At 75.3% G+C, this 21,803-nt stretch carries 27 protein-coding genes; 10 read left to right on the top strand and 17 right to left on the bottom strand.

The features are described from left to right. Positions 1–59: 59 nt before the first annotated feature. Complete coding sequence (locus tag F8R89_RS18640) at positions 60–392, top strand: GYD domain-containing protein (protein WP_151785038.1); 333 nt, start codon at positions 60–62, stop codon at positions 390–392. Here F8R89_RS18640 and F8R89_RS18635 read toward each other — a convergent pair. The 7 genes from F8R89_RS18635 to F8R89_RS18605 form a co-directional block, all read right to left on the bottom strand. Beyond that, positions 389–595, bottom strand: coding sequence for a DUF4287 domain-containing protein (locus F8R89_RS18635; protein ID WP_151785037.1), 207 nt, complete (start codon positions 593–595; stop codon positions 389–391). The two genes, F8R89_RS18640 and F8R89_RS18635, sit on opposite strands and share 4 nt — an antisense overlap. An 89-nt stretch (positions 596–684) precedes the next feature. Continuing rightward, positions 685–1,170 (bottom strand): universal stress protein, encoded by a 486-nt coding sequence (locus tag F8R89_RS18630; protein ID WP_151785036.1) that lies wholly within the window; start codon positions 1,168–1,170, stop codon positions 685–687. Between the two features lie 5 nt (positions 1,171–1,175). Then, positions 1,176–2,435, bottom strand: a complete 1,260-nt coding sequence (locus tag F8R89_RS18625; protein WP_151788186.1) for an SLC13 family permease — start codon at positions 2,433–2,435, stop codon at positions 1,176–1,178. A gap of 135 nt (positions 2,436–2,570) precedes the next feature. Next, positions 2,571–3,098 carry a hypothetical protein gene (locus tag F8R89_RS18620; protein ID WP_225994428.1) on the bottom strand — a complete coding sequence of 176 codons (528 nt, stop codon included), beginning with the start codon at positions 3,096–3,098 and terminating at the stop codon, positions 2,571–2,573. After that, positions 3,082–3,573 (bottom strand): RNA polymerase sigma factor, encoded by a 492-nt coding sequence (locus tag F8R89_RS18615; RefSeq protein ID WP_151785035.1) that lies wholly within the window; start codon positions 3,571–3,573, stop codon positions 3,082–3,084. The genes F8R89_RS18620 and F8R89_RS18615 overlap by 17 nt, the downstream gene beginning before the upstream one ends. Positions 3,574–3,688: 115 nt before the next feature. Then, complete coding sequence (locus F8R89_RS18610; protein ID WP_151785034.1) at positions 3,689–4,318, bottom strand: class F sortase; 630 nt, start codon at positions 4,316–4,318, stop codon at positions 3,689–3,691. Then, complete coding sequence (locus tag F8R89_RS18605; protein ID WP_151785033.1) at positions 4,315–4,665, bottom strand: Tat pathway signal sequence domain protein; 351 nt, start codon at positions 4,663–4,665, stop codon at positions 4,315–4,317. The genes F8R89_RS18610 and F8R89_RS18605 overlap by 4 nt, the downstream gene beginning before the upstream one ends. A 194-nt stretch (positions 4,666–4,859) precedes the next feature. Between F8R89_RS18605 and F8R89_RS18600 the strand changes: the two genes are divergently transcribed. After that, a complete protein-coding gene (locus F8R89_RS18600) occupies positions 4,860–5,318 on the top strand; it encodes a VOC family protein (protein ID WP_151785032.1) in 459 nt (152 codons plus the stop codon). Between the two features lie 31 nt (positions 5,319–5,349). Further along, positions 5,350–5,718, top strand: a complete 369-nt coding sequence (locus tag F8R89_RS18595; RefSeq protein ID WP_151785031.1) for a DUF6479 family protein — start codon at positions 5,350–5,352, stop codon at positions 5,716–5,718. A gap of 19 nt (positions 5,719–5,737) precedes the next feature. Here the strand turns inward: F8R89_RS18595 and F8R89_RS18590 are convergent, their stop codons facing one another. Further along, positions 5,738–6,226, bottom strand: a complete 489-nt coding sequence (locus F8R89_RS18590; RefSeq protein ID WP_151785030.1) for a hypothetical protein — start codon at positions 6,224–6,226, stop codon at positions 5,738–5,740. Positions 6,227–6,412: 186 nt separating this feature from the next. On the opposite strand from F8R89_RS18590, the gene F8R89_RS18585 reads away from it, so the two are divergent. Beyond that, positions 6,413–6,862 (top strand): FxLYD domain-containing protein, encoded by a 450-nt coding sequence (locus F8R89_RS18585; protein ID WP_151785029.1) that lies wholly within the window; start codon positions 6,413–6,415, stop codon positions 6,860–6,862. Between the two features lie 31 nt (positions 6,863–6,893). Here F8R89_RS18585 and F8R89_RS18580 read toward each other — a convergent pair whose 3' ends face one another. Next, positions 6,894–7,649 (bottom strand): carboxypeptidase regulatory-like domain-containing protein, encoded by a 756-nt coding sequence (locus F8R89_RS18580; RefSeq protein WP_151785028.1) that lies wholly within the window; start codon positions 7,647–7,649, stop codon positions 6,894–6,896. 574 nt (positions 7,650–8,223) lie between these two features. Beyond that, a complete protein-coding gene (locus tag F8R89_RS18575) occupies positions 8,224–9,888 on the bottom strand; it encodes a glycoside hydrolase family 13 protein (RefSeq protein WP_151785027.1) in 1,665 nt (554 codons plus the stop codon). 248 nt (positions 9,889–10,136) lie between these two features. Between F8R89_RS18575 and F8R89_RS18570 the strand changes: the two genes are divergently transcribed. Next, positions 10,137–11,060: an LAETG motif-containing sortase-dependent surface protein gene (locus F8R89_RS18570; protein WP_151785026.1), complete on the top strand. Its 924-nt coding sequence runs from the start codon at positions 10,137–10,139 to the stop codon at positions 11,058–11,060. Between the two features lie 84 nt (positions 11,061–11,144). Here the strand turns inward: F8R89_RS18570 and F8R89_RS18565 are convergent, their stop codons facing one another. After that, entirely contained in the window at positions 11,145–12,116 is a 972-nt protein-coding gene (locus tag F8R89_RS18565) for a nucleoside hydrolase (RefSeq protein ID WP_225994427.1), read from the bottom strand. A 285-nt stretch (positions 12,117–12,401) separates the two neighbouring features. On the opposite strand from F8R89_RS18565, the gene F8R89_RS18560 reads away from it, so the two are divergent. After that, on the top strand, positions 12,402–13,160 hold the full coding sequence (locus F8R89_RS18560) for a hypothetical protein (RefSeq protein ID WP_151785024.1): 759 nt from the start codon (positions 12,402–12,404) through the stop codon (positions 13,158–13,160). Between the two features lie 16 nt (positions 13,161–13,176). On the opposite strand, the gene F8R89_RS18555 is transcribed toward F8R89_RS18560, so the two are convergent. The 3 genes from F8R89_RS18555 to F8R89_RS18545 all read right to left on the bottom strand — a co-directional run bounded on the left by F8R89_RS18555 (position 13,177) and on the right by F8R89_RS18545 (position 15,734). Beyond that, the gene (locus tag F8R89_RS18555; RefSeq protein WP_151785023.1) at positions 13,177–13,455 is read right to left on the bottom strand and encodes a ribosomal protein L7/L12; all 279 of its coding nucleotides are present in this window, start codon (positions 13,453–13,455) and stop codon (positions 13,177–13,179) included. A 32-nt stretch (positions 13,456–13,487) separates the two neighbouring features. After that, positions 13,488–14,225 (bottom strand): GAF and ANTAR domain-containing protein, encoded by a 738-nt coding sequence (locus tag F8R89_RS18550; RefSeq protein WP_151785022.1) that lies wholly within the window; start codon positions 14,223–14,225, stop codon positions 13,488–13,490. A 159-nt stretch (positions 14,226–14,384) separates the two neighbouring features. Beyond that, positions 14,385–15,734: a helix-turn-helix domain-containing protein gene (locus F8R89_RS18545; RefSeq protein WP_151785021.1), complete on the bottom strand. Its 1,350-nt coding sequence runs from the start codon at positions 15,732–15,734 to the stop codon at positions 14,385–14,387. A 98-nt stretch (positions 15,735–15,832) separates the two neighbouring features. On the opposite strand from F8R89_RS18545, the gene F8R89_RS36215 reads away from it, so the two are divergent. Beyond that, entirely contained in the window at positions 15,833–16,003 is a 171-nt protein-coding gene (locus F8R89_RS36215; protein ID WP_192806163.1) for a hypothetical protein, read from the top strand. 35 nt (positions 16,004–16,038) lie between these two features. Here the strand turns inward: F8R89_RS36215 and F8R89_RS18540 are convergent, their stop codons facing one another. Both F8R89_RS18540 and F8R89_RS18535 read right to left on the bottom strand, forming a co-directional pair. Beyond that, the gene (locus F8R89_RS18540; protein WP_151785020.1) at positions 16,039–17,103 is read right to left on the bottom strand and encodes a hypothetical protein; all 1,065 of its coding nucleotides are present in this window, start codon (positions 17,101–17,103) and stop codon (positions 16,039–16,041) included. 70 nt (positions 17,104–17,173) lie between these two features. Next, a complete protein-coding gene (locus F8R89_RS18535) occupies positions 17,174–18,367 on the bottom strand; it encodes a PP2C family protein-serine/threonine phosphatase (protein ID WP_151785019.1) in 1,194 nt (397 codons plus the stop codon). 143 nt (positions 18,368–18,510) lie between these two features. Here F8R89_RS18535 and F8R89_RS18530 point away from each other — a divergent pair, with 143 nt between their 5' ends. From F8R89_RS18530 to F8R89_RS18520, 3 genes are all read left to right on the top strand, one after another. Further along, positions 18,511–18,951, top strand: a complete 441-nt coding sequence (locus F8R89_RS18530; protein WP_151785018.1) for a hypothetical protein — start codon at positions 18,511–18,513, stop codon at positions 18,949–18,951. A gap of 111 nt (positions 18,952–19,062) precedes the next feature. Beyond that, entirely contained in the window at positions 19,063–19,977 is a 915-nt protein-coding gene (locus F8R89_RS18525; RefSeq protein WP_151785017.1) for a hypothetical protein, read from the top strand. Positions 19,978–20,040: 63 nt separating this feature from the next. Continuing rightward, positions 20,041–21,018, top strand: coding sequence for an endonuclease/exonuclease/phosphatase family protein (locus F8R89_RS18520; protein WP_151785016.1), 978 nt, complete (start codon positions 20,041–20,043; stop codon positions 21,016–21,018). A 73-nt stretch (positions 21,019–21,091) separates the two neighbouring features. Here F8R89_RS18520 and snpA read toward each other — a convergent pair whose 3' ends face one another. After that, the gene (gene snpA, locus F8R89_RS18515; RefSeq protein ID WP_151785015.1) at positions 21,092–21,757 is read right to left on the bottom strand and encodes a snapalysin; all 666 of its coding nucleotides are present in this window, start codon (positions 21,755–21,757) and stop codon (positions 21,092–21,094) included. Between the last annotated feature and the right edge of the window lie 46 nt (positions 21,758–21,803).

Here is a 21,803-nt window from a genome sequence, read left to right as displayed (position 1 = left end):
CGGCGGGGCGGGAAGGCTCGGCCGGAGCGCAGTGCCGGCGAGCAGGTCAGGAGTGTCCGATGCCGAAGTTCCTCATCCAGGCCACCTACACGGCCGAGGGCACCCAGGGGCTGCTGGCGGAGGGCGCGAGCGGGCGCCGCGCGGCGGTCGAGCAGGCCGTGTCCGGGCTGGGCGGGACGGTCGAGGCGATGTACTTCGCCTTCGGGGAGTACGACATCGTCCTGATCGTCGACCTGCCCGACGCGGCCGCGATGGCCGCCGCCAGCCTCGCGGTCAAGGCGAGCGGCGCCCTGCACACCCGGGCCACTCCCCTGCTCGCCCTGGACGAGGTCGACGAGGCCGCACACCGCCAGGTGCCCTTCCGGGCACCCGGGGCGGATGAAAGAACCTAGGACCGCTCGGCCAGCGTGTGGGCGACGAGCGCGTTGGCGTGCCCGTGCCCGAGGCCGTGCTCGGTCTTCAGCCAGGCGACCAGCTCCATGTGCCGGGTCAGCGGCGAGGTGCGGATGAGGTCCTTCCAGTACGCGACCGGACGGCCGTACTTCTTCTCGATCGCGGGGAAGTAGGAGGCGGGGCCCTTCACCGGTGCGCTCATGTCGTCCCGTCCGTTCAGGTGGCGTGGCGTGTCGTGTCGGGATGCAGACCGCCGGCGCCGGCGGAACTCATCGCCACCCCCGGAACCGGTCAGTGCGGCGGCGGGCCCGGCATCGTCGTGAGGTCCGGTGCCGGTTCGGGCCAGACCAGCAGCAGCGGGCACGGGGCGTGGTCGACGACGAAGCGGCTGGCGGGGCCGAGGCTGTGCGGGCCGAGCCGGCTCCGGTCGCCGTCGCGGGCCAGGACGAGCAGGTCGGCGCCGTCCGCCGCGGCGACGACCTCGCGTTCGACACGGCCGGTGCGCTCGGTGCGGGTGCAGGGCCGGCCCAGCCGTTCGGCGGCGGCGCCGAGGAGGGTCTCGGCGGAGGCGGCGGCGAGGTGCTCGACCCGGGTGCCGGGGTCGCGTTCGGGGTGGCCTCGCCCCAGCAGCCCGGCGAACGCGCTGTGCGCGGCCTCCGCCACGTCGTCCCCGGTGACGTGCAGCAGGACGATCTCGGCGTCCTCGGGCGCGTGCCGGCGCGCGGCGTCCACGCAGGCCGGCCAGGTGCCCTCGACGATCCAGACGACCACGGCCATCGGCTTCAGCCTCCTCCGATCACGGCCAGTGAGGCCCACAGTGCCACCACGGCGGCGCACAGGCTCGCGGGTACGGCGTACAGGCCGAGCCGGGTGAACTCCCCCAGCCGTACCTCGGCGTCGTGGGCGTGCACGATACGCCGCCACAGCAGGGTGGCCAGAGACCCCGCGTAGGTCAGGTTCGGCCCGATGTTCACGCCGAGCAGCACGGCGAGGACGGCGCCGGGCCCGGATCCGGCGGTCAGCGGCAGCAGCACCAGCACGGCCGGCAGGTTGTTGATGACGTTGGCGAGGACGGCCGCCAGCACGGCGATGCCGAACAGGGCGGCCAGTCCGGTGCCGTCGGGGACGAGGTGCCCGAGGGCGGTGTCGAGCCCGTTGTCCACGACCGCGCGGACGACGATCCCGAGGGCGAGGACGAACGCGAGGAACGGCACGGACGCGGAGTTCAGCAGCGCCTTCGCGGTGGTGCGGCGCCGCAGCAGGGCCCGTACGGCGAGCACGGCCGCGCCCGCCAGGGCCGCCCAGGCCGGGTCGACGCCGACGGCGGACGTCACCACGAACCCGGCCAGCGTGCAGGCCACCGTCACCAGGGCGAACAGCGGCAGTTCGGGGGCGTCGCCGCCGGAGGGGGCCTGTGCGCCCGCGTCCAGGTCGGTGGCGAAGAACCACCGGAAGACGGCGTACTCGACGGCGATGGCGGCCAGCCACGGCAGCGCCATCAGCGCGGCGAACCGGGTGAAGCTCAGCCCGCTCGCCGCGAACGCCAGCAGGTTCGTCAGATTGGACACCGGCAGCAGCAGGGAGGCCGTGTTGGACAGATGGGTGCAGGCGTAGACGTGCGGTTTGGGACGGGCGCCGAGCCGGGCGGCCGTCGCGAACACGACGGGGGTGAGCAGGACGACGGTGGCGTCCAGGCTGAGCACGGCCGTGATCGCGGACGCGGCCAGGAACACCTGGGCCAGCAGCCGGCGCGGCCGGCCCGCCGCCGTCCGCGCCATCCACGCCCCGCACGCCTGGAACAGCCCCTCGTCGTCGCAGAGCTGGGCGAGGACCAGGACGGCCGCGAGGAAGCCGACGACCGGGCCGAGGCGTTCGGCCTCGTCCAGCGCGTGGGCGGGGGAGAGGGCACCCGTGGCGACGACCAGCGCCGCGGCCGGCACGGCGGTCACCGCCTCGGGCAGTCCGAAGGGACGGACGACGGCGCCGGCCAGCACGAGCACGAGCAGGGCCACGGACAACGTCTCCGCGAGCGAGGCGTTCAGCTTCCGGTCCTTCCGGGCGGGGCGGAGGGTCCGCCGGTCGATCTCGCCGCACGGTACTCCGCGCGGACGCCCCTCCGTCCGTCCCACCCCCTGCGGCCCGCCCGATCCGACCGGGCGGCTCACCAGGGGTCTCCTCTACCGGCCGCGCTCCGCCGCCTCCCGGACGGGCACCCGCTGCGGCACCTCGCCCCGCGCCGACGGGGACGCCGTCGTCTCCGCCGTGGGGCGGGCCGCCACCTCGTCCTCCGGTGCGCGCGTCACGCCTTCCCTGCCCTCGGTGGGCGTGGAGGGGCCCGTACGGGCCGGGGGCGACGACGGGGTGCGCCGATCGGACGGTCCCGTGCTGGGCGTCGGCACCGGTACCGGGGTCGCCGGTGCCGAACGGCCGCCGGTGGGGGGCGCGAGCGGCGGGGCCGGGGTCGTCGGCGGGTCCGCGCGCTGCGAGGTGAACGGCAGGGCGGCGAGCAGCGCCACGGCACAGGTGACGCCCACCCCGGCGGCCGTACGGGCCAGGCGCCGGCGGGACGCGCGGCGGCGGATCGCCTCGTAACGGCCGGGCGGCGGGGCCAGGTGCTCGGACGGCGGGCGCAGGACGACGACCAGCGGGTCGTCGTCGGCGGGGGCGCGGCCGTCCGGTTCGTCGCCGTCAATGCGAGTGGTCAAGGCTTCTCCTCAGGTGGACGCGGAGCAGTTCGCGGGCCGCGTGCAGGTCGGCCTTGACGGTTCCTTCCTTGCGCCCGGTCAGCACGGACACCTCCCGGATCGGCATGTCAGCGTAGTAGTGGAGAAGGATGGGGATGCGCAGACGTTCGGGCAGGGACTGCACCAGCAGCCGGACCGAGGGGTCGGCCTGTTCGGGGTGCGGGGCGACGGCGGCCTCGGTGGTCGCGCGCCGCACGGCCCGGCGTTCGCGCTCCAGCTTGCGCCAGTGGTCGCGGACCAGGTTGGCCGCGGTGACGTAGAGGAAGCCGCGCGGTTCCTCGACGCGGCTCCAGCGGGCCCAGAGCCGGGTGAAGGACTCCGACGCGATCTCGTGCGCCGTCTCGTCGTCGTCGACCAGCCGGCGGCACCAGCCGGCCAGACGGGGGTAGAGGGCGGCGAACAGCTCGGACGCCGCCTCGTCTCGGGACCGTTTCAACGCTCTCCATGGTCGGGCCGGCGACCGGGTGCGGTGGCCGGGGTGTCACGGGGGAGGATGCCGGTACGGGCGCGCGCGTTGCGCGCCCGTACCGGTTTCCGCCCGGCGGGCCGGTTCAGCGGGACGTGGAGCTGAGCACCGCGAACACGATCACGTTGTCGCGGTACTCCTGTCCCTCCTTGGGTCCGCCGCAGGTGATCAGCCGCAACTCGGGCCGGTCGACGTCCCCGTAGACGTCGTCGGCGGGGAAGTGGGCCTTGGCGACCGTGCGGACCGAACTGACGGTGAACCGCGCGGTGCTGCCGTCCTGCCGGCGCGCCTCGATCGCGTCCCCCTTGCGCAGCCGCACGAGGTCGCGGAACACACCGTCGCCGAACTCGCCCACGTGGACGTGGCCGAGGACGACCGACGGGCCGACCTCACCGGGGGTGGGCGAGTGCCGGTACCAGCCCGCGCGGTCGTGGGCGGTGATGGGCGGCACCTCGACGGTGCCGTCCTGCTCCAGCCCGAGCCGGATCACCGGGGTGTCGACGTCGATGGCGGGGATGCGCAGCCGTACGGGGGCCGAACGCCCCAGGGCGCGTGCGGGGTTCGCGGACGCGTCGGCGGACCGGTCGCCGGTCTGCCGGGTGCCCCGCGTCCGGCGGCCGGGCGCGCTCGCGGGCTCCGAGGCCCCGCCGCCGCACCCCACCAGGACCGAGGCGAGCGCGGCCGTGCCGAACGCGCGCCGGGACAGCGGCGTCATGCGCCGTGCGTCCGCCGGCGCCGGACGACGAACGTCGCCGCGCCTCCGGCGAGGAGCACCGCGGCCGCGCCGCCGCCGACCAGGCCGCCCGTGGCGGTGCCGGACGACGTGTCGGCGACGCCGGTGTCGGGCGCCCCGGACGGGCGCACGGCGACCTGGCCGCGCTCGGCCGGCACGGGGGAGGCCGCCTCGTCGGCGGGGCCGGTCGAGGGCACCGGCGAGGCGGCGTCCTCCGCCACGCGGGTGGGCACGGGGCTGGGGGTGGAGCTGTCGGCGAGGGCCGGGGCGGCGCTCGCCAGCAGGGCGGTGCAGGTGAGGGCCAGGGCACTGAACACGGTTCGGCGCATCGGGTCGCTCTCTTTCGTCGTTCGCCCGGCCGGAACGGCGGGCGGGTGGTGACGGGTCGAGCGGAGAGACGACACGGCCCCCGGCCGGGTTGTAAAGAGCTGGCAAAGCCGCGGGAGACGGCGAGCGGGCGCCGGGAATTCCCGCACCGGGTAGGCGAGTTGACCGGTCACATCCGTCGACGAAGGAGGACGCCATGCCCGAGACCCCCGACGAGCGGCGCGGCCGGGTGCGTGAACTCCGGCTCGTGGTCACGGCCGAGGACTACGACGAGGCGCTGCGCTTCTACCGGGACGTGCTCGGCCTGCCCGAACAGGCCGCGTTCTCCTCGCCGGACGGCCGGGTCACCATCCTGGACGCGGGCCGGGCCACCCTGGAGCTGACCGATCCGCGCCACGCGGAGTTCATCGACGAGGTCGAGGTGGGCCGGCGGGTCGCCGGACACGTCCGGGTCGCCTTCCAGGTGGACGACTCCCCCGCGGTCACCGCCCGGCTCGCGGCGGCCGGCGCCGAGGTCCTGGCCGAGCCGACGCGGACGCCCTGGAACTCGCTGAACTCCCGCCTCGAGGCGCCGGGCGCCCTGCAGCTGACGCTGTTCACGGAACTGGACGAGGCGGCGGAGGAAGCCGCGCAAGGCGATTCCTCCCAGCCATAGCCTATTCGTCCGTTTTGGTGATAATTGAGGCATGAGTACGGCGACGCTTGAACTGGCGGCCACGGCGAGCGAGGTCCTTCGCTGGATCGCCGCCCTGGCAGGTGGCATTTTCATCGCCGGAGCACTGGTGTGGGCGGTGCAGTTCGGCATGCGGGTCCGCGACAAGGAGTCGCCGCGGCCCACCCCCGAGGAACAGACGCACCTGCCCGACACGGGTGCCGTCCACGAGATCCGTGAGGTGCGGGAACCCGACGAGGTGCCGCACGCCACGGGCGCGACCCGGCTCCTGCCGCACGAGCTGCACGCCGCGAGCAGCAGGCGCAGCGAGGACCAGCACCGCAGGCGATGGGATCCCGGCCACAGCGGGTCCTTCGGCGGCGGCGGCATCGGCCACCGCTGACCCGGCCACCGCCGACCCCTCAGGCGGGGTCCGGGGCGAGGGCCAGGGCCATGATCACGAAGAAGTCCACGGCCACCATGATCACGGACCAGACGGGTGCGTACGGCAGGAACAGGAAGTGGGCGACCATGCCGAGCGACGCCAGGAAGATGCCGGTGATCCGGGCCCACCAGGCACCCTTGAGGATGCCGTAGCCCACGCACACGGCGACCACGCCGAGGGCGAGCAGCACCCAGCCCCAGGTCGTCAGGCTTCCCTTGAAGACGTAGTCGCCGACCCGGGCGTACACGTCGTCGGCGGCGAGGGCGGAGACGCCCTGCAGGATGGCGAGCACCCCGTCGACCAGCATCAGCACACCGGCGAAGACGAGACCGCCGGTGAACCAGTCGGACGAGCGGCCGGTCCCGGCCGCCGGGGCGGGCCGTGGCATACGGGGCGCGGACACACCGGCGGCGCTGTGGGCGGCGTCGGTGGCGTGCGTCTGCGGTGGCTGCTGCTGCTGGGTCATGGCTGCCGTACCCCACTTCTCGCGGTGTCCGCGATCGGTCGTCGAACGGGTGCTGCGGTCGGTACGACGATCCGGGCGCCCGGGGCCGCCCACCAGGGGGCACGGGCCGATCGGGTGACGGCCGGAGTGCGGGCGGACCGGCCGCGCCCTTCACTTGAGGAACCGTCGGACACCCCTGGAGCCGTCATGCCCTCTCCCCGCACCGCGCGGACCCGGACCGCCCTCGCGCTGGCGCTCGCCGCCGTGGCCCTCACCTCGTGCTCTGACGACGACACCCCGTCCTCGGTCGCGAGCAAGGCGGCGTCCGCGTACGCCTCGGCGACGGCGGAGGCGGGCCGTGCGCTGGACGAGATCAAGGGCGGGGTGAACGCCAAGAGCGCCGTGAAGGCGGGCGGCATCACGACGGACTCGGGCGGGCGCGCGGAGGCGGAGATCACGGTGGAGAACACCACGGACGCGACGAAATCCTTCGCCGTGCAGGTCGACTTCAAGGACGAGGACGGCAACCTGCTGGACGCGACGGTGGTGACCGTGTCCGACGTGGCGGCGGGCGCCACGGGCAAGGGCACCGCCCGCAGCCACCGCGACCTCGGCGGCCAGGTGCGCGCGGAGGTGGCGCGGGCGGTGCGCTACTGAGCGGTGCCCCGTACGGCTTCCGGTACGGACGTCAGCCGGCGACGGTGATGGCGATCTGCTCGCTGGTCGCGGACACCCCGTTCAGGGTGGCCGTCGCCTGGAGGCGGCCCGGCCCGGCGGCCAGGGCGACCCCCGGCACGCACGACCAGGTGCCGTCCGGCGCGGCGGTCGCCGAGCAGACCTCCTGTTCCAGCGCGTCCGCCACGGTGACCTGGGCGCCCGGGTAGGCGGTGCCCGAGGTCTCCGGCGAGCGGCCCAGCGCCACCCCGGAGTCGGGGCGGGACAGGGTCGGTGCGGGCAGGCCGACCGTCACCGCGCAGGCGCCGCGCTGGTGGACCGTGCCCTTGGCGTCCCGCAGCTCCAGGGAGCAGTCGGGGAGCCGGGTGCCGGGCTCGGCGTCCGGCGACACGGACACCACGAAGGGGAACGTCCGGCCGTGCCAGGCGGTTGCGGCGGCCGTCCCCTCGAAGGCGTACGAGGCGCTGTGGCCGCCGGCGGCCACCGTGCCCCGGAAGTCGGCCGCCGCGAACGGCACACCCGTCACCCGGGTGCCGGCCGGTGCGGTCAGCGTCAGCACGCTGCCGGCGCCGAGCGGCGCGCCCTCGTAGCCGCCGACCTGGACGATGCCCGCGCGGCCGGGCTCGATCGTGGCGGACGCCCACAGCTCGTGCCCCACGGGGTCGGGTGAGCCGCCGGCCGCGTGCGCCGTGCCCGGCAGACCGGCCGCGAACAGTGCGCCGGCGGCGGCCAGCGCGGCGAGGATCGTCGTCTTGAAGGTCCTGCTCATCGTCGGGGGAGCTCCTCACATACCTCGGCGGTACCCCACCCTCGCCCGCGATTCTCGCGCCCGGCCCCCCGCCCGGCCCGCGCTCGGCGGCCGGACGGGGCCGGAGGGAGGACGCCTACCACCCGTCCGGGCGCGGCGGCGGGCCCAGCCGCAGCCAGACAAGCCCCCGAACGCGCCCTCCGCCAGCCAGGCCGCCGCGCCCTGCCCGAGCCACCCCGCCCGGGCACCGCTGAGCAGGCCCTCGACCCCGGCGACAGGCCGCCGACCGACCCCGCCGGAGCGGCGCACCGCGCACCACCGGCCCATCCGGCACCCGCCGGACCGGCAGCGAGCCACCGCAGCTCCTCGCCCCCCCCCGAGCGCGGTGACGCCCTTACGCCAGCCAGGCCGCCGTATCCGGGCCGAGCCACCCCGCCTCCAGCGGGCGCCGCTGAGCAGGACCTCCACCCCGGCACCGGGCCGCCGCCCCCGGCGGAGAGGTGCACCGCACACCGCCGACCCGCCGACCCGCCCGGCACCCGCACCGGCAGCGAGCCACCGCAGCTCCTCGCCCCCCCCGGGCGCGGTGACGCCCCTACGCCAGCCAGGCCGTCGTGTCCGGGGCGAGGCGGCCGGAGTCCAGGGGGGCGCTGGTGAGCAGGACCTCGCCCGGTGGCAGGTCGACGGGGTCGGTGGAGAGGTTGGCCACGCAGCGCCAGCCGTCGGAGCGGGCGAAGTGCAGCACTCCGGCCGGGGCGTCCGGCACCCAGCGCAGCTCCTCGCCGTCCTGGAGCTTGCGGCGCAGCCGCAGGGCGCGGCGGTACAGCTCCAGGGTGGAGCCCTCCACACCGTCCTGCGCCTCGACGGCGTACCCGGCGAAGCGCTCGGGTTGCGGCAGCCAGGCCCCGCCCGCGCCGAAGCCGTACGAGGGGCCGGTCGTCGTCCACGGCAGCGGTACCCGGCAGCCGTCGCGGCCCTTGCGCACCCGTCCGGTCTGCTCCCACACCGGGTCCTGGAGGACCTCGACGGGCAGGTCGGCGACCTCGGGGAGCCCGAGCTCCTCGCCCTGGTAGAGGTACGACGAGCCGGGCAGAGCCAGCATGAGCAGGGTGGCGGCGCGGGCGCGGCGCAGGCCCGCCTCCTCGTCGACCTCGGGTGCGTGCCCGCCGGACAGCAGCCAGGCGTTGTCGTCGGTGCCGGGCGGCAGCATCAGCCGGGAGGTGTGCCGGACGACGTCGTGGTTGGACAGCACCCAGGTGGCGGACGCGCCGGCCGAGCGGGCGGTGGCGAGCGAGTCGGTGATGATGCGGCGCAGCTCCTCGGCGTCCCAGCCGGCCTGGAGGTACTCGAAGTTGAACGCCTGGCCGAGTTCGTCCGGTCGGGCGTACAGGGCGCGGCGGGCGCTCGGGTTCACCCAGGCCTCGGCGACCGCCATGCGGGGCGGGCGGTAGGAGTCGAGGATCTTGCGCCAGTCGCGGTAGATCTCGTGGACCTCGTCGCGGTCGTAGAAGGGGTGGCTGCCGGGCGGCAGGTCCGGGAGCGCGTCCTCGCGGCTCAGCTCGGGTGTGCCGAGGTCGCGCAGCGGTTCGCTGAGGTCCTTGGCGAGGGCGTGGGCGACGTCGACGCGGAAGCCGTCGACGCCCCGGTCGGACCAGAACCGCAGCGTGGTCCGGAAGTCGGCGCGGACCTCCTCGTTCCCCCAGTTCAGGTCGGGCTGCTGCGGGGTAAACAGGTGCAGGTACCACTGCCCGTCGGGCACCCGCTGCCAGGCGCTGCCGCCGAACACGGACTGCCAGTCGGTGGGCGGGAGTTCGCCGTGCGCGCCGCGTCCGTCGCGGAAGACGTAGCGTTCGCGGGCGGCCGAGCCGGGTCCGGCGCGCAGGGCCTCCTGGAACCAGACGTGCTGGTGCGAGGTGTGGTTGGGGACGAGGTCGACGACGACCTTCAGGCCGAGGCGGTGGGCCTCGGCGACGAGGACGTCGAAGTCGTCCAGGGTGCCCAGGCGCGGGTCGACGTCCCGGTAGTCGGCGACGTCGTAGCCGCCGTCGGCCAGCTCGGACGGGTAGAAGGGGCTCAGCCACAGGGCGTCGGCGCCGAGGGCGGCGATGTGGCCGAGGCGCTGGGCGACGCCCTTCAGGTCCCCGAGCCCGTCGCCGTCGCCGTCGGCGAAGCTGCGCGGGTACACCTGGTAGATGACGGCCTGGCGCCACCAGTCGGGGTTGCTGGACGAGAGGTCGGGCGTGGTGGTGCGGACGGTCACGCGGTCTCCTCGTGGACGGGTACGGCGACATCTCCAACACTGTCCACTTGGCCCGGAAAGCGAACACCGCGCAGAGCGGATCGAATCATTCCTCGTGTGACGAGATTGTGATGACCGTTTGAACTTCCCTTGTGTTTCCGCAGGTTGACACGAGTGATCCACCCCAAGACGATGTGCTGACGCTGTGGCGCATGTGACCAGTGGGCCCAGTGTTCTCCGACCACTCTCCACCCCACGAGGGGATACGCATGTCCATAGCGAGACGTGTCACCGGACGGCGCCTGCTGGGGGCGGGCGCCGCGTCGCTCGCCCTGTGCGCGGCCACCGTCGCCTCCGCCGCCGGCGCCTGGGCCCACGGCTCCGGCGGGGACGGCTGGAACTCCGGCGGCAGCTACCGGCCGGGCACCGGCGCCGGCACCCGGACCGCCACCGACCGCTGCGAGTTCTCGCTCGACGGCACGCACTTCACGGCCTCCGTGAAGGTCGACGACCAGAACCTGAAGATCACCGGCGACGGCAAGGCCCACATCACCGTGCGCGCCGCCTCCGACGCCTCGACCTGCACCGCCTCGCTCGCGTCCTACCTCGCGCACGGCTCGTCCTTCGCCACCTCCGGCGAGCAGGTCCTCGTCGACTTCGACACGGTCACGGTGAAGCCGGGCGCCACCGACACCCTCGACATCGCCGTCCCGGACGCCGGCTGCTTCGCGCAGATCGACCTCTACCGCGGGGCCGTGAAGTTCGACGGAAAGCACGACGCGAACGACGGCTTCGAGCACGGCGACCTGCCCAAGGGCCCGGACCGCCCGGTCATCAAGGACAAGCTGATCGCGGCCTGGAACGGCGGCACGAAGGACTGCACGGCCGAACCGCCGGCCACCGAGGAGCCGCCCGCCACCGAGCCCGGCACTCCCTCGGAGCCGGCGCCGTCCACCCCGGCCGAGGAGACGGCCCCGCCCGCCACCGGGACGCCGGGTGACGAGTCGCCGGCCCCGGAGCCGTCCGCCTCCACGAGCGCGCCGGCGCCGAAGCCCCAGGGCGGCGGCGGTGACCTCGCGGAGACCGGTGGCAGCAGCGCGACCGGCCCGATCGCGCTCGGCGCCGTGGTGCTGGTCGCGGGCGGCGCGGCGTTCGTCGTCGCCTCCAAGCGGCGCCGCTCGGTCCGCTCCTGAGCGAGGACGCCGACGGGGGCCCGGGGTTCACCGCCCCGGGCCCCCGTGCGTGTGCGTGCGTGCGGGGTGGTGGCGGACGGTCCGTCAGACGCCCGCGACCGTCTCCAGATAGAGCTTCACGAACCGGTCCACGTCCACGTCGAGGGCCACGTCCACCAGGGACTGCTCGCGCAGCCCGGCGTGGATCTCGGACTCGCCGGGGCGGACGCGCCGGTCCACGAGGGTCTGGCCGCGGGTGGGCCCCGGCGCCAGGGCGACCTCCACCGGGAGCAGCCGGGTCGTGAGACCCGCCGGGTCCACGACCGCGCACACCGCGCCCGCGTCCCCGATGCCGCCGGCCTCCGGGTCGCCGTCGACGTCCGGTGCGGCGGGCCGGTGCGCGAGCAGGTTCCCGGCGAGCCGGGCGCCCGGTTCCGCGCTGTCCCGCAGCGCGCGGACGTCCGCGCCCGGCACCACGACCCGCTGGAAGACGTCCAGGCCGTACATGGTGATCGGCACCCCGGCGGTGAGCAGGATCGCCGCGGCCTCCGGGTCGTGCCACACGTTGAACTCCGCGACCGGTGTGGCGTTTCCGCAGGCCACCGCGCCGCCCATGAAGACGATCCGCTCGATGCTGTCGGTGACCTCGGGGTGGGTGCGCAGCAGCAGGGCGATGTTGGTGAGGGGCGCCGTCGGGATCAGGGTCACCGGGCGCGGGGACGCCAGGATCTCCCGGCGCAGCAGGTCCACCGCGCCGAGGGCGGACGGGGCGCGGGTCGGGGCGGGCAGGTTCATGTCGCCCATGCCGTCGTCGCCGTGCACGTGCCGGGCGGAGCGGGACGGCTCGATCAGCGGGCGGGCGGCCCCGCGGGCGACCGGGATGTCGGGGGCGCCGGCCACCTCCAGCACGGTCAGGGTGTTGCGCACGACGCCGTCCACGTCCGTGTTGCCGGCCACGCAGGTCACCGCGCGCAGGTCCAGCCCCGGATGGCGTACCGCGAACAGCAGCGCGAGGGCGTCGTCCACGCCCGTGTCACAGTCGATGATCACCGGGATCGGCCGGCCGTCGTTCGTCACGGCGGTTCTCCTGTCTGGAGCAGTGCGGTGGCGGGCCCTACGAACCGACCTTACGGTGTCGTACAGGTGGAGTGCGTCGCCGTATGGCGTCGCCACGCGGATGCGCGTGTGCGGCGTCATGCGGCGTCTCCGCTGTTCGGGGCGGGTGGCGTACGCGGCGGGCCGCACGGCCCCGGTGTCACCCGGACGGCCCGGCGCGCTGGTGGGGCGGGGCCCGCGGTGGTGCCGTGGGAACACGTGCCGATCTTGAGCGCGTCCCTCACGCCAGCCCAGGGAGGCCCTGCGATGCCCCGTAATCCGGCCCGTGCACTCGTCGCCCCGGCGCTCTCGGCCGCCGCCCTGCTGTCCGTCTCCTCGTGCGCGCTCGCCGGTCAGGAACAGGCCGCGCCGCCGCCCGTGAGCGTCCCCGCCTCGCAGTCCCCGGCCGCCGCGCCGACGCTCACCGAGGCGCAGGCCAGGGACGCGCTCGTCACCGAGACCGACCTCGGGGAGTCGTGGGTGCCCACGCGGGGCTTCGCGACCTGGCGGGAGGCCATGCTGAAGGCGACCGCCGAGCCCGCGGAGTGCGGGGCCCTGCTCGACGCGCTGTACGCGGACGAGATCTTCGGCCCCGACGCCACCGCACGGGCGGCCGTCGGGCTGGACGACGAGTGGGGCGGCGCCCAGCTGCGCTACCAGGTCGTCGCCCACCGCCCGGACGCCCTGGACCAGGCGCTGCGGCGGCTCGCGGAACTGCCGGAGCGGTGCGGGTCGTTCACCGCAGCCGCGGCGGGCGGGCCGCTGTCCGTGGAGGTCGGGGCGGTCGACCTGCCGGAGATCGGGGACGCCCGGCAGGCCCTGCGGATCGTCGTCGGCGCCGTCTCGGAGTACGAGGACGCGCCGCGGCTCACCCTGGACGTGGCCGCCGTCCGGGTGGGCGACGACGCGATCGCCGTCACCAACGGCAGCCTCGGCGAGGTGCCGTCCGACGCCACGCTGACCGCCGTCGAGCTGGGCACGAGCCGGCTGGAGGAGGTCAGGAAGCGGGGCCGGGCCGAGGTCTGACTCCGGGAGCGCCTCGTCAGGCCATGCGCTCCACGGCGTCCTTGGCCTCCGCGAGACCCGCGCCGGTGATCTCCCGGTAGACCTTGATCGCCTGGATCTTCTTGTCGTCCCGCAGCAGCGCCGCCACCTCGGCCAGGCGCGGGTCCTCCTCCGCCAGCCCCAGGTGCCCGAGGATCAGGTCCAGCTTGTGCTCGATCCGTGCCGCGCGCCGCTCCGCCTGGGACATCCGGCTCTGCATGCTCAGCAGGAGCAGGACGCCGGCGGCCACCGCGAAGATCACTGCCATCGTCTCCATGCCGTGGAGGACGCCGTCCGGGCCGCCGGGGTTCATTCGGTGTCGAAGCGCAGCCGGTGGGCCACCACGTCCTGGGAGACGTCGAGGGCGGTACGGCCCTCGGCGAACGCGTGCGCCCGCAGCCGGGCCAGCGCCTCGTCCGTGCCGACGGCGAGCTGGGCCATGATCATGCCGGTGGCCTGGTAGAGCGGGTCGTGGTCGGCGGCGAGGCCGCCCAGCCACACCTCCTCGCCCTGCTCGCCCGTGATGTCGGCGTGCGGGAGGTCCATCAGGGCCAGCGTCAGCATCCCGGCGACCAGCCGGGCCGTGCGCAGCTCCGGGCCGGACAGCTCGCCGGGGGTGTCGCCGTAGAGGTCGAGGGTGCCGACGCAGACGTGGGCGTCGCCGAGGGGCAGCGAGTACACCGCCCGCACTCCGGCCGCCGTGGCCTGCTCGGCGAAGACGGGCCAGCGTGCCACGTCCCGGCCGGCCGTCAGATCGCCGGCGAGCACGGGGGCGCGGCTGAGGGCGGCCGACTGGCAGGGGCCGTCGCCCAGGGTGGCCTGGATCTCCGTCACGTACGCGGCCCGGGGGCCGGTCGCGCCGAGCTGGAGGGGCATCCCGTCGTGGTGCAGCGACACGCTGGCGCCCGTCACGGGCAGCAGGTCGACGGCGGCCCGGCACAGCCGCACCGGCGCCTCGCCGGGACCGGCACCGCGCAGCCGGTCGGCGATCACGTGCTCGGCACGCCGCTCCGGCCCCGGATCACGGTGATCGTCTCTGCGCCGCACGGATGCCTCCCGGTGTGGCAACGGGCAGAGATCCGACGGCTCCCGACCACCAGCCCCGACTACCCGGCCCCCACCCCCCGAAACCCGGTGCCGGGCCCTCGTGCGGCGGGACCGGGAGCACGCCCGGTGCGAAGGCGCGGGGAAGCGCGCCCCGCCCCCTCACAACGGCGGCTGTGCCGGGGCCGGGCCCAGGGTCGTCGTGCCGGGGGCCGTGCGGTGGCCGAGGCCCGTGCGGTAGGCGTCCAGGGCCGCTTCGACGCGGCCGGTGCGGCGCAACAGGTCGCCCAGGAGGCGGCACAGGTCGGCCAGGTCGCCGGCCGCGCCCGCGCGTTCCAGCAGGCTCAGGGCGCGGACGTAGTGCTCCTCGGCGGCCTCGGTGTCCCGGGAGTCCTCGGCGATGATGCCGAGCAGCCGGTGGGCGGCGGCGGAGTGCAGCGCGCCGCGCTCGGAGCTGAGGTCGCTGAGGACCTCGTGGAGCAGCGCGGCGGCCTCGGCGGACTTGCCGCGCCGGTGCAGCACGTCGGCGAGTTCGACGGCGACCTGGCTGGTGTAGAGCGCGGCGCGCTGGGCCGTCAGCATGGTCTGCGCCTCGCGCATCTCCGCCTCGGCGCGCTCGAGGTCGCCGTTCTGGGCGTAGACGTAGCCGCGCATCCAGTGGCAGTTGGCGAGCTCGGTGCGGATGTGGAGCTGCCGGTACAGCTCGGCGGCCTTCGCGAGCGACGCGTCGGCCTCGGCGATCCGGCCCTCGGCGAGCAGGGTGCGGGCCACGGACCGGTGCATCCGGGCCACCAGCGCCGGGTCGCCGGCCTGCGGGGCGAGGGCCAGGGCGTACTCGGCGGCCTGGGCGGCGCGCGCGTGGGCGCCCATGTCCATGTAGGGCCCGATGACGCTGGCGTACAGCAGGAGAAGGGCGTCCGGGTCGTGCAGTCCGCCGCGGTTCAGCTCGTCGAGGGCGGACTCCAGGAGGTAGACGGCGTACCGGAGTTCCCCGGTGAGGTAGTGGGAGACGGCCCGCCCGCGCACGGCCGGTGCCCGGGCGGGCAGCGGTGCCCCGGCCGCCGTGAGCACCTGCTCGGCCTGCTCGAAGTGACCGCGCGCGGCGTCCAGTTCACCGGCGTCGAGACCGCAGTCGCCGAGCCCGATCAGCGCGGCGGCCCGCTCCTCGGGGAGGTCGTGGGCCGTCGCCTCGGCGAGCAGGGCGGTGAACTGGACGGCCGCCGCGTCGGTGTCCCCGGCGGCGAGGACGCGCTGGGCCTCGGTGAGCCGCAGCCGCAGATCGGTGACGAGATGGGCGGGGCGGCCGGTGGCCAGCTCCTCGAAGGCGACCCCGAGCCGGTCGGCGATGTGCCGCAGCGCCTCGTCGGAGGCGCGCACCCGGCCCGCCTCCAGGGTGGAGATGTAGGCGGGGGTGTACGCCGGTTCGGCCAGCTGCCGCTGGGTCAGGCCCCGGTCGGCGCGCAACTGCTGCACCCGCCGTCCGATGGTCCCCGGATCATCACGGTCCGACACGCTCAACTCCCCCTGGCGCCCTTGCCGTTCCACTGCGACAGCCCCTAGGTTAAACCGCGTATTAAACGTGGTTAACCCTTGGCTGTTGCGAGGTCGCCGTGCAGCAACGCACCAGCACCACCGAGCGCTACACCCGGGGCGTCGCCGCCGCGGTGGTCGCCGTGACGACCCTGATCCTGGCGGCCAACGCGGGCCCGGCGAGAGCGATGGAGCCGAAACCGGCACAGCAGCGGTTTCAGCATGTCATTCCGCAGGCCCCCGCGCGGTAGGTCTCACGGAATCACCACGCGTCCGGGCCGGGTCGTCACCCGCTGACCTGGAGCTGCCGCAACTGCCGGTGCACGTGTTCCAGGGCGCCCCGCCGGCGGCCCGGCACCCGGCTGCGCAGTTCCACCAGGATCGGGCCGAGCTCCCGCGCGAGCGCCGGGTCGTCGATCCGGCGCCACTGGTGATGGGCGTGGTCGACCGCCGACTCCACCGCGGGCGCGTCCGGGGACTGACCGGCGGTCAGCCGCGCCGAGGCGACCGTCAGCCAGGTACGGCAGCTGCGCACCGGGTCCCCCGCCAGCATCGCCAGGTCCGCGCGGACCTCGATCCAGTGCAGGGCCTGCTCGGAGGCGGGCCCGTGGGTGTGCACGGCCGTCCGCTCGTGCCCGGCGGCCAGCGCGTCCGCCTCCGCGTGCCGCCCGGCCCGCGCGGCGTCGGAGATCGCGGCGTGCGGGTCGCCCGGCGCGGGAGGGTACGCGCTCAGCACCAGGTCGACGCCCACCCCGGCGTCCGGCGCGATCCGCGCCAGCGCCTGCTCGTGGAGCCGGTCCAGCGGCGGCCGGAGCCCGCTGCGCAGCAGCGTGGCCACCGCCTTCATGTAGACGGGGCCGGCCGGCGCGCGGCGGCCCGGCGGCGGCGCGATCCGGCCGAGGACGGTGGTGCCGCGCCCGCAGTCCAGGGGGTGGGCGCGCAGCCACTCCCAGGTCTCGGCGTCGGCGTGCAGATCGAGCAGGAGGGACGTGGACCCCGGCGGCCGCAGGCGCAGTTCGTCCCGGAACCAGTGCCAGGGGAGGCCCGTGTAGCGGATCGTGGCCGGCGTCGAGCGGGCCAGCGCGAGATGCGGCAGCCGCTGGCGCCGGTCCAGGTGCAGCTGGCCGGTGACGAACACGGTGAGCGGGCCGGGGGAGACGGCGGCGGCCCGCAGCCGGGTCAGGACGGCCTGCGGTTCCAGCGGGTCGGCGAGCTCCACGACGTTCGCCGTGTCGGTGCCGGCCAGCACGGGCGGCGGCACGGCGGCCAGTACCGGGAGCACGGAGGCGGCGTCCACCAGACGCCCCCGGCCGGCCGGAGCGGCGGCGAGCAGCAGCACTGTTCCGGGCATCGGTCCCTCCCCGTCCCCCGTCGATCACGTATGGCAGCACCGTAACCGCTGTGTGTGCGGGAAGGGGATCTCAGCCGGGCGAGCGTCCGTCCTCCGGTTGCTCCTTCCCCGCCGGAGGGATGCGCCGGACCGCGAACACCGTGGTGTCGTCGCTCAGATGCCCGCCGCTGTGCCGCAGCGTGCTCTCCCGGACGAAGTCGACCAGCCGGCCCGGCTGCGCCAGACCGGGATCGGCGGCGACGGCTTCGGCGACCGTGCCGGCCAGCGGGAAGAAGACACCGCGGCCGTCCCGTGCCTCGGTGACCCCGTCGGTCGTCATCAGCAGCGTCTCGCCGTACCGCAGAGGCGCCCGCAGCACCGGCGGCGGCCCGGCGGACGGGTCGAGCTCGCGCATCCCGACCGGGAGGTGGGCACGGCACCACATCTCCCGGACTCCGTCGGGCCCGATGACGAGCGGGCTGTGATGCCCGAGCACGAGGGCCTCGACGGTCTCCGGCTCCCGGTCCGGGAACCCGACCAGGACGACCGTCGCGAACCGGTCGTCGTCGTCCCGGCCGAGCGCGGCCCGCATCCGCACATGCCGTTCGAGCCCCACCTCCAGCCGCGCCGCGATCGTCCGCAGGTCCGGCTCGTGGTAGCCGGCCTCCCGGAACGTGCTGAGCAGCGCGGCGGCCACCTCGACCGCGCCGAGCCCCTTGCCCTGGACGTCGCCGAGGATGACGCGCGTGCCGTACGGCCCGGTCTGGATGTCGTAGAAGTCGCCGCCGACCCGGGCCTCGCTGTCGGAGGCGAGATAGACGGCCGCGTGCTCCAGACCGCCCCAGCCGGGCGGCAGCGGGCGCAGCACGGTGCGCCGGATGGTGGCCGCCACGTCCTCGATGTGCAGCATCCGCTCCTCGCCGCGCACCCGGACCGCGCAGGCCAGCACGGCGAGGACACCGCCCATGGCGGCGAGGACCAGGTCGGGCAGACCGGCCTGGAACTGGTGCGGCAGCAGCGCGTCGGCGGCGATGTACGTCAGCGGCGCGAGCACGGCGAACACGGCCGTCCCCCACACCCCGCAGATCGCGGCCGCGATGCCGGGCACCAGCACGATCCAGGACAGGATGCGGAAGTCACGGCTGGTCCAGAAGTCCACGACCACGATGCCGACGAGCAGCAGCAGCGGCGGCACCCAGGCCACGCTCCTGCCCCGCACACGAAGCGGCCGCGCCCGGCGCATGTCACCCAGCGGGCTGACCTCACCGTCGCTGACGGCCCTCATGCGCCTCAGCGAAACACGGCGTCCGGTGGGCCGCATCCGGGTACCCGGGCCGGCGACACCGAGCCGGCGTCCGACGCCGACTTGCCAGGCCGCCGCCCCAGGTGTGCTCTGGAGGGCGGGGGCGGAGAGGAAGGAGTGCTCTCATGGCTCATGCGGCACCCGCGTCCCGGCGGCGCACGGCGAACCGGCGGCCGGCGACCGACATCCTCAGCCCGCGCGCGCACCAAGTCGCGCACGTGGCCCTCCCGGTCGTCCTCGGTCTGATCTACGGCTACTGGGTGGCGGCCGACCGCCGCTCCGGCGGCGAGATCACCGGCTGGAACCTGCTCCTGGGCTTCGTCTCCGCGGCGGTGTTCATGCTGCTGTTCGTCGCCGTCCGGGCCGTCTCCGGCCAGATGCGGCGCGAGATGCACGCGATCCTGTGGGCCGCCTTCACCGGCAGCGCGCTCGGGTTCCTGTACGCCCAGACCGGCCACAGCGTGGTCAGGTCGTCCCTGATGGGCGTCGTGTTCGGCGCGGCCTGCTTCGTCGTGCTGTTCTACCGCTACTACACGCACGAGGACGCCGAGGGCCGGCGCACCTGAGTCACCCGTTCGGGTGAACGTTCCACCGGAGCCTCCACCGGAGAGGGAACCGTGCGCCCGGATGCAGGCACCCGGCGGGCGCCCCGGGCCGCGCGGTCCTTCGCTTGAGGGGTGTCCACCCGATTGCGTGACGGTCTGTCGGCGGCGCTGATCGCGCTGTCGTGCCTCCTCCTGCCCTTCGGCGCGTCGGCGGCCTGGGCCGCGTACGGGCTCGCCGACACCGGCCGCTACGTCACGGCCATGGCGCCGCTCTCCTCCGACCCGGCCGTACGGCGGGCTGCCGCCGACGCCCTGGGCACCGGGATCATGCGCGAGGTCGACCGGCGGCTGGCCGGGGCGCCCGCGGCTCCCGCGCCCGGCACGGTCCGCCCCTTCGTCCGGGACGCGGCCGACTCCTTCACCCGCACCGCGACGTTCCGCACCGCCTGGGACGCCGGCAACCGCGCGGTCCACGACGCCGTCCTGGACGCCCTGCGCGACGGCCGCGCGGGCCCCGTCACCGTCGACCTCGCGCCGATCACCGCGCAGGTCAAGGAGCGGCTGCTGGACGACCACGTGACCGTCGCCCGGCACATCCCGGTCGAGCACACCGAGGTGCCCGTGCTCGGCGCCGACGAGCTGGCCCGGCTCAGGAAGGGGTACGACGTGCTGGAGGTCGCCGGTCTCTGGCTGCCCGTGGCCGCCGCCGTGCTCGCGGTGACCGGGATCGCCGTCGCCGCCTGCCGCCGCCGCGCGGTCACCGCGACCGCGCTCGGCACGGCCCTGGGCGGCGCGCTCCTGGTCCTCGCCGTGTCCCTCGGCCGCCGGCTGACCCTCGCCGACCTGTCCGAGGCCGCCCACCGCCCGGCCGCCGGAGCCGTGTACGACGCGCTGACCCAGCCGCTGCGCTCGGTGGCCTGGTCGCTGGTCGTCCTCGGCCTCGCCGTGGCCCTCGCGGCCCGCCTCGCCGGCCACCTGGCCCGGCGCCGGGAGGCCGCCCGGCCCGCCACGGACCCCGCCGCCCCGCCGGCGCGCGCCCGGGTCTGACGGGGCCCGGGGGGCACCCGGTGCTCCTGGCACCCGCGCACCCCACCTCGTAACGTCGTCGCCGTGACCGACCGGGGGAACCAGAACGGACGCCGACGCCACGGGGCCGGGTGGTGGCTCGCCGCGCCGCTGCTGCTCGCCGTCACCGTCGTCGTCGCCTGCCGGGCCGCCGACACCGACGCCCTGACCCCCGTCCCGCAGTTCCTGGCCTTCCTGCCCTGGCTGCTCGTGCCCACCGTGGCCGGACTGCTGCTCGCGCTGCTCGCCCGCTGGTGGACCGGCCTGGTCTGGGCGGTCGCGCTGCTCGGGCTGCTGGCCTGGTTCATCGAGCCGTACGGCAAGAGCCGGCGGCCGGACGGACCGCCGCTGGCCTCCGTGCGCGTCCTGACCTCGAACGTCGAGTTCGGGCACGCGGCCGGCGCGCTGGCCGCCGCCGTCCGCCGTGAGCGACCGGACCTCGTGTTCGTCCAGGAGTGCGAGCAGACCTGCGACGCCGTCCTGCGCCGGGAGCTCGGCCGCGCCTATCCGCACCGGGTGGCGGACGTGGCCGCCGGCTCCCACGGCTCGGTGCTGCTCAGCCGGTTCCCGCTCACCCCCGCCGAGGGCGTCGACGGCACCATGGCCATGCCGGGCGCCGTCGCCGACGTCCGGGGGCGGCCGGTACGGCTCCAGCTCGCGCACCCCATGCCGCCGCTGCCCGGCCGGACCGGGCCCTGGCACCGCGAACTCGGCCGGCTGCGCGACCTCGCCGCCGGGCGCGGCCGCACCCCGCTCGTGCTCGCCGGGGACTTCAACGCCTCCCAGGACCACGCGGCCTTCCGCCGCATCCTCGACACCGGTCTGGGGGACGCGGCCCGGCTCGGCGGCCACGACCGCACCCCGAGCTGGCCGGTCCGTACGGCACCCCCGTTCGGCGCGCAGATCGACCACGTACTGCTCTCCCGGGACTTCTCCGTGCGCGCCGCCCGCTTCCTCGACCTGCCCGGCACCGACCACCGCGCCCTGCTCGCCGACCTCACCCTGCACGGGCGGCCCGGCTGACGACATGGGCGCGGCCGCCCTGTGCAGGAGGGCGGCCGCGTCATGTGGGGGGTGGAACGGGGGCGGGAACCGCCTACCTGAGGGCTCCCTTGCCGAGGGCCTTGTCGAGCGCGGCGGCGAACCCGTTGGCCCACAGCTGCTCGACCCGGGCCCGCTCGTTGGAGTCCGGCTGCGAGTTGGTGCACGACGTGCCGGGGCCGCCGCCCGACATCAGCTCGCTGCACGGGCCCTCGTAGTGGTCCGGCAGCCCGAGGACGTGACCCGTCTCGTGGGTGGTGACGCGGGTGGAGTCGTACTGCTGGTTCTGCTGGTAGTCGAGGAAGACGTACCCGCGGCCGTGCCCGTCCGTCGAGGCGTACGAGCCGCGCGAGTCGTTGCCCTCCCGGTAGGTGAAGTCGGCGTTCGAACCGGACTGGAGCTTGACGTTGGAGACCGAGCTGTTCCAGATCTGGGCGCTGCGGGCTATCTGCGCGCTGAACGTGGGCGCGCCCGAGGCGTCGTAGACGACGGTGACGGCCGCGGCGGCCGTCGGACGGTCCGCCTGCTTCTCGGCGACCGACTTCAGCACGGCCTGGAAGAAGGCCTCCGAGGCGTCGGCGTCGGCCGAACCGGCGGTGAAGCCGGCGTGCACGGGGGCGGGGGCCGCGGACGCCGGGGCGACCATGCCGAGGCCGAGGGCCGCGACACCGAGAGCGGCCGCCGCCGTCGTGCGGGCGGACATGACGAAGGACACGCGCATGGATGACTCCTAGGTGGGGGGTGAGTCGTCATGGCGAGTGTCCGCG

Source organism: Streptomyces sp. SS1-1, assembly GCF_008973465.1.
Taxonomy (GTDB): Bacteria; Actinomycetota; Actinomycetes; order Streptomycetales; family Streptomycetaceae; genus Streptomyces.
The sequence above is the reverse complement of the archived record's forward strand: the minus strand, read 5'-3'. Positions and strand labels throughout refer to the sequence as shown.

Excerpts from the sequence above, each read along its gene's own strand:
- F8R89_RS18640 (WP_151785038.1), top strand. The coding sequence starts at position 60 with ATGCCGAAGTTCCTCATCCAGGCCACCTACACGGCCGAGGGCACCCAG.
- F8R89_RS18635 (WP_151785037.1), bottom strand. The coding sequence starts at position 595 with ATGAGCGCACCGGTGAAGGGCCCCGCCTCCTACTTCCCCGCGATCGAG.
- F8R89_RS18630 (WP_151785036.1), bottom strand. The coding sequence starts at position 1,170 with ATGGCCGTGGTCGTCTGGATCGTCGAGGGCACCTGGCCGGCCTGCGTG.
- F8R89_RS18610 (WP_151785034.1), bottom strand. The coding sequence starts at position 4,318 with ATGACGCCGCTGTCCCGGCGCGCGTTCGGCACGGCCGCGCTCGCCTCG.
- F8R89_RS18605 (WP_151785033.1), bottom strand. The coding sequence starts at position 4,665 with ATGCGCCGAACCGTGTTCAGTGCCCTGGCCCTCACCTGCACCGCCCTG.
- F8R89_RS18600 (WP_151785032.1), top strand. The coding sequence starts at position 4,860 with ATGCCCGAGACCCCCGACGAGCGGCGCGGCCGGGTGCGTGAACTCCGG.
- F8R89_RS18595 (WP_151785031.1), top strand. The coding sequence starts at position 5,350 with ATGAGTACGGCGACGCTTGAACTGGCGGCCACGGCGAGCGAGGTCCTT.
- F8R89_RS18590 (WP_151785030.1), bottom strand. The coding sequence starts at position 6,226 with ATGACCCAGCAGCAGCAGCCACCGCAGACGCACGCCACCGACGCCGCC.
- F8R89_RS18585 (WP_151785029.1), top strand. The coding sequence starts at position 6,413 with ATGCCCTCTCCCCGCACCGCGCGGACCCGGACCGCCCTCGCGCTGGCG.
- F8R89_RS18580 (WP_151785028.1), bottom strand. The coding sequence starts at position 7,649 with ATGAGCAGGACCTTCAAGACGACGATCCTCGCCGCGCTGGCCGCCGCC.
- F8R89_RS18570 (WP_151785026.1), top strand. The coding sequence starts at position 10,137 with ATGTCCATAGCGAGACGTGTCACCGGACGGCGCCTGCTGGGGGCGGGC.
- F8R89_RS18560 (WP_151785024.1), top strand. The coding sequence starts at position 12,402 with ATGCCCCGTAATCCGGCCCGTGCACTCGTCGCCCCGGCGCTCTCGGCC.
- F8R89_RS18555 (WP_151785023.1), bottom strand. The coding sequence starts at position 13,455 with ATGGAGACGATGGCAGTGATCTTCGCGGTGGCCGCCGGCGTCCTGCTC.
- F8R89_RS18540 (WP_151785020.1), bottom strand. The coding sequence starts at position 17,103 with ATGCCCGGAACAGTGCTGCTGCTCGCCGCCGCTCCGGCCGGCCGGGGG.
- F8R89_RS18535 (WP_151785019.1), bottom strand. The coding sequence starts at position 18,367 with ATGAGGGCCGTCAGCGACGGTGAGGTCAGCCCGCTGGGTGACATGCGC.
- F8R89_RS18530 (WP_151785018.1), top strand. The coding sequence starts at position 18,511 with ATGGCTCATGCGGCACCCGCGTCCCGGCGGCGCACGGCGAACCGGCGG.
- snpA (WP_151785015.1), bottom strand. The coding sequence starts at position 21,757 with ATGCGCGTGTCCTTCGTCATGTCCGCCCGCACGACGGCGGCGGCCGCT.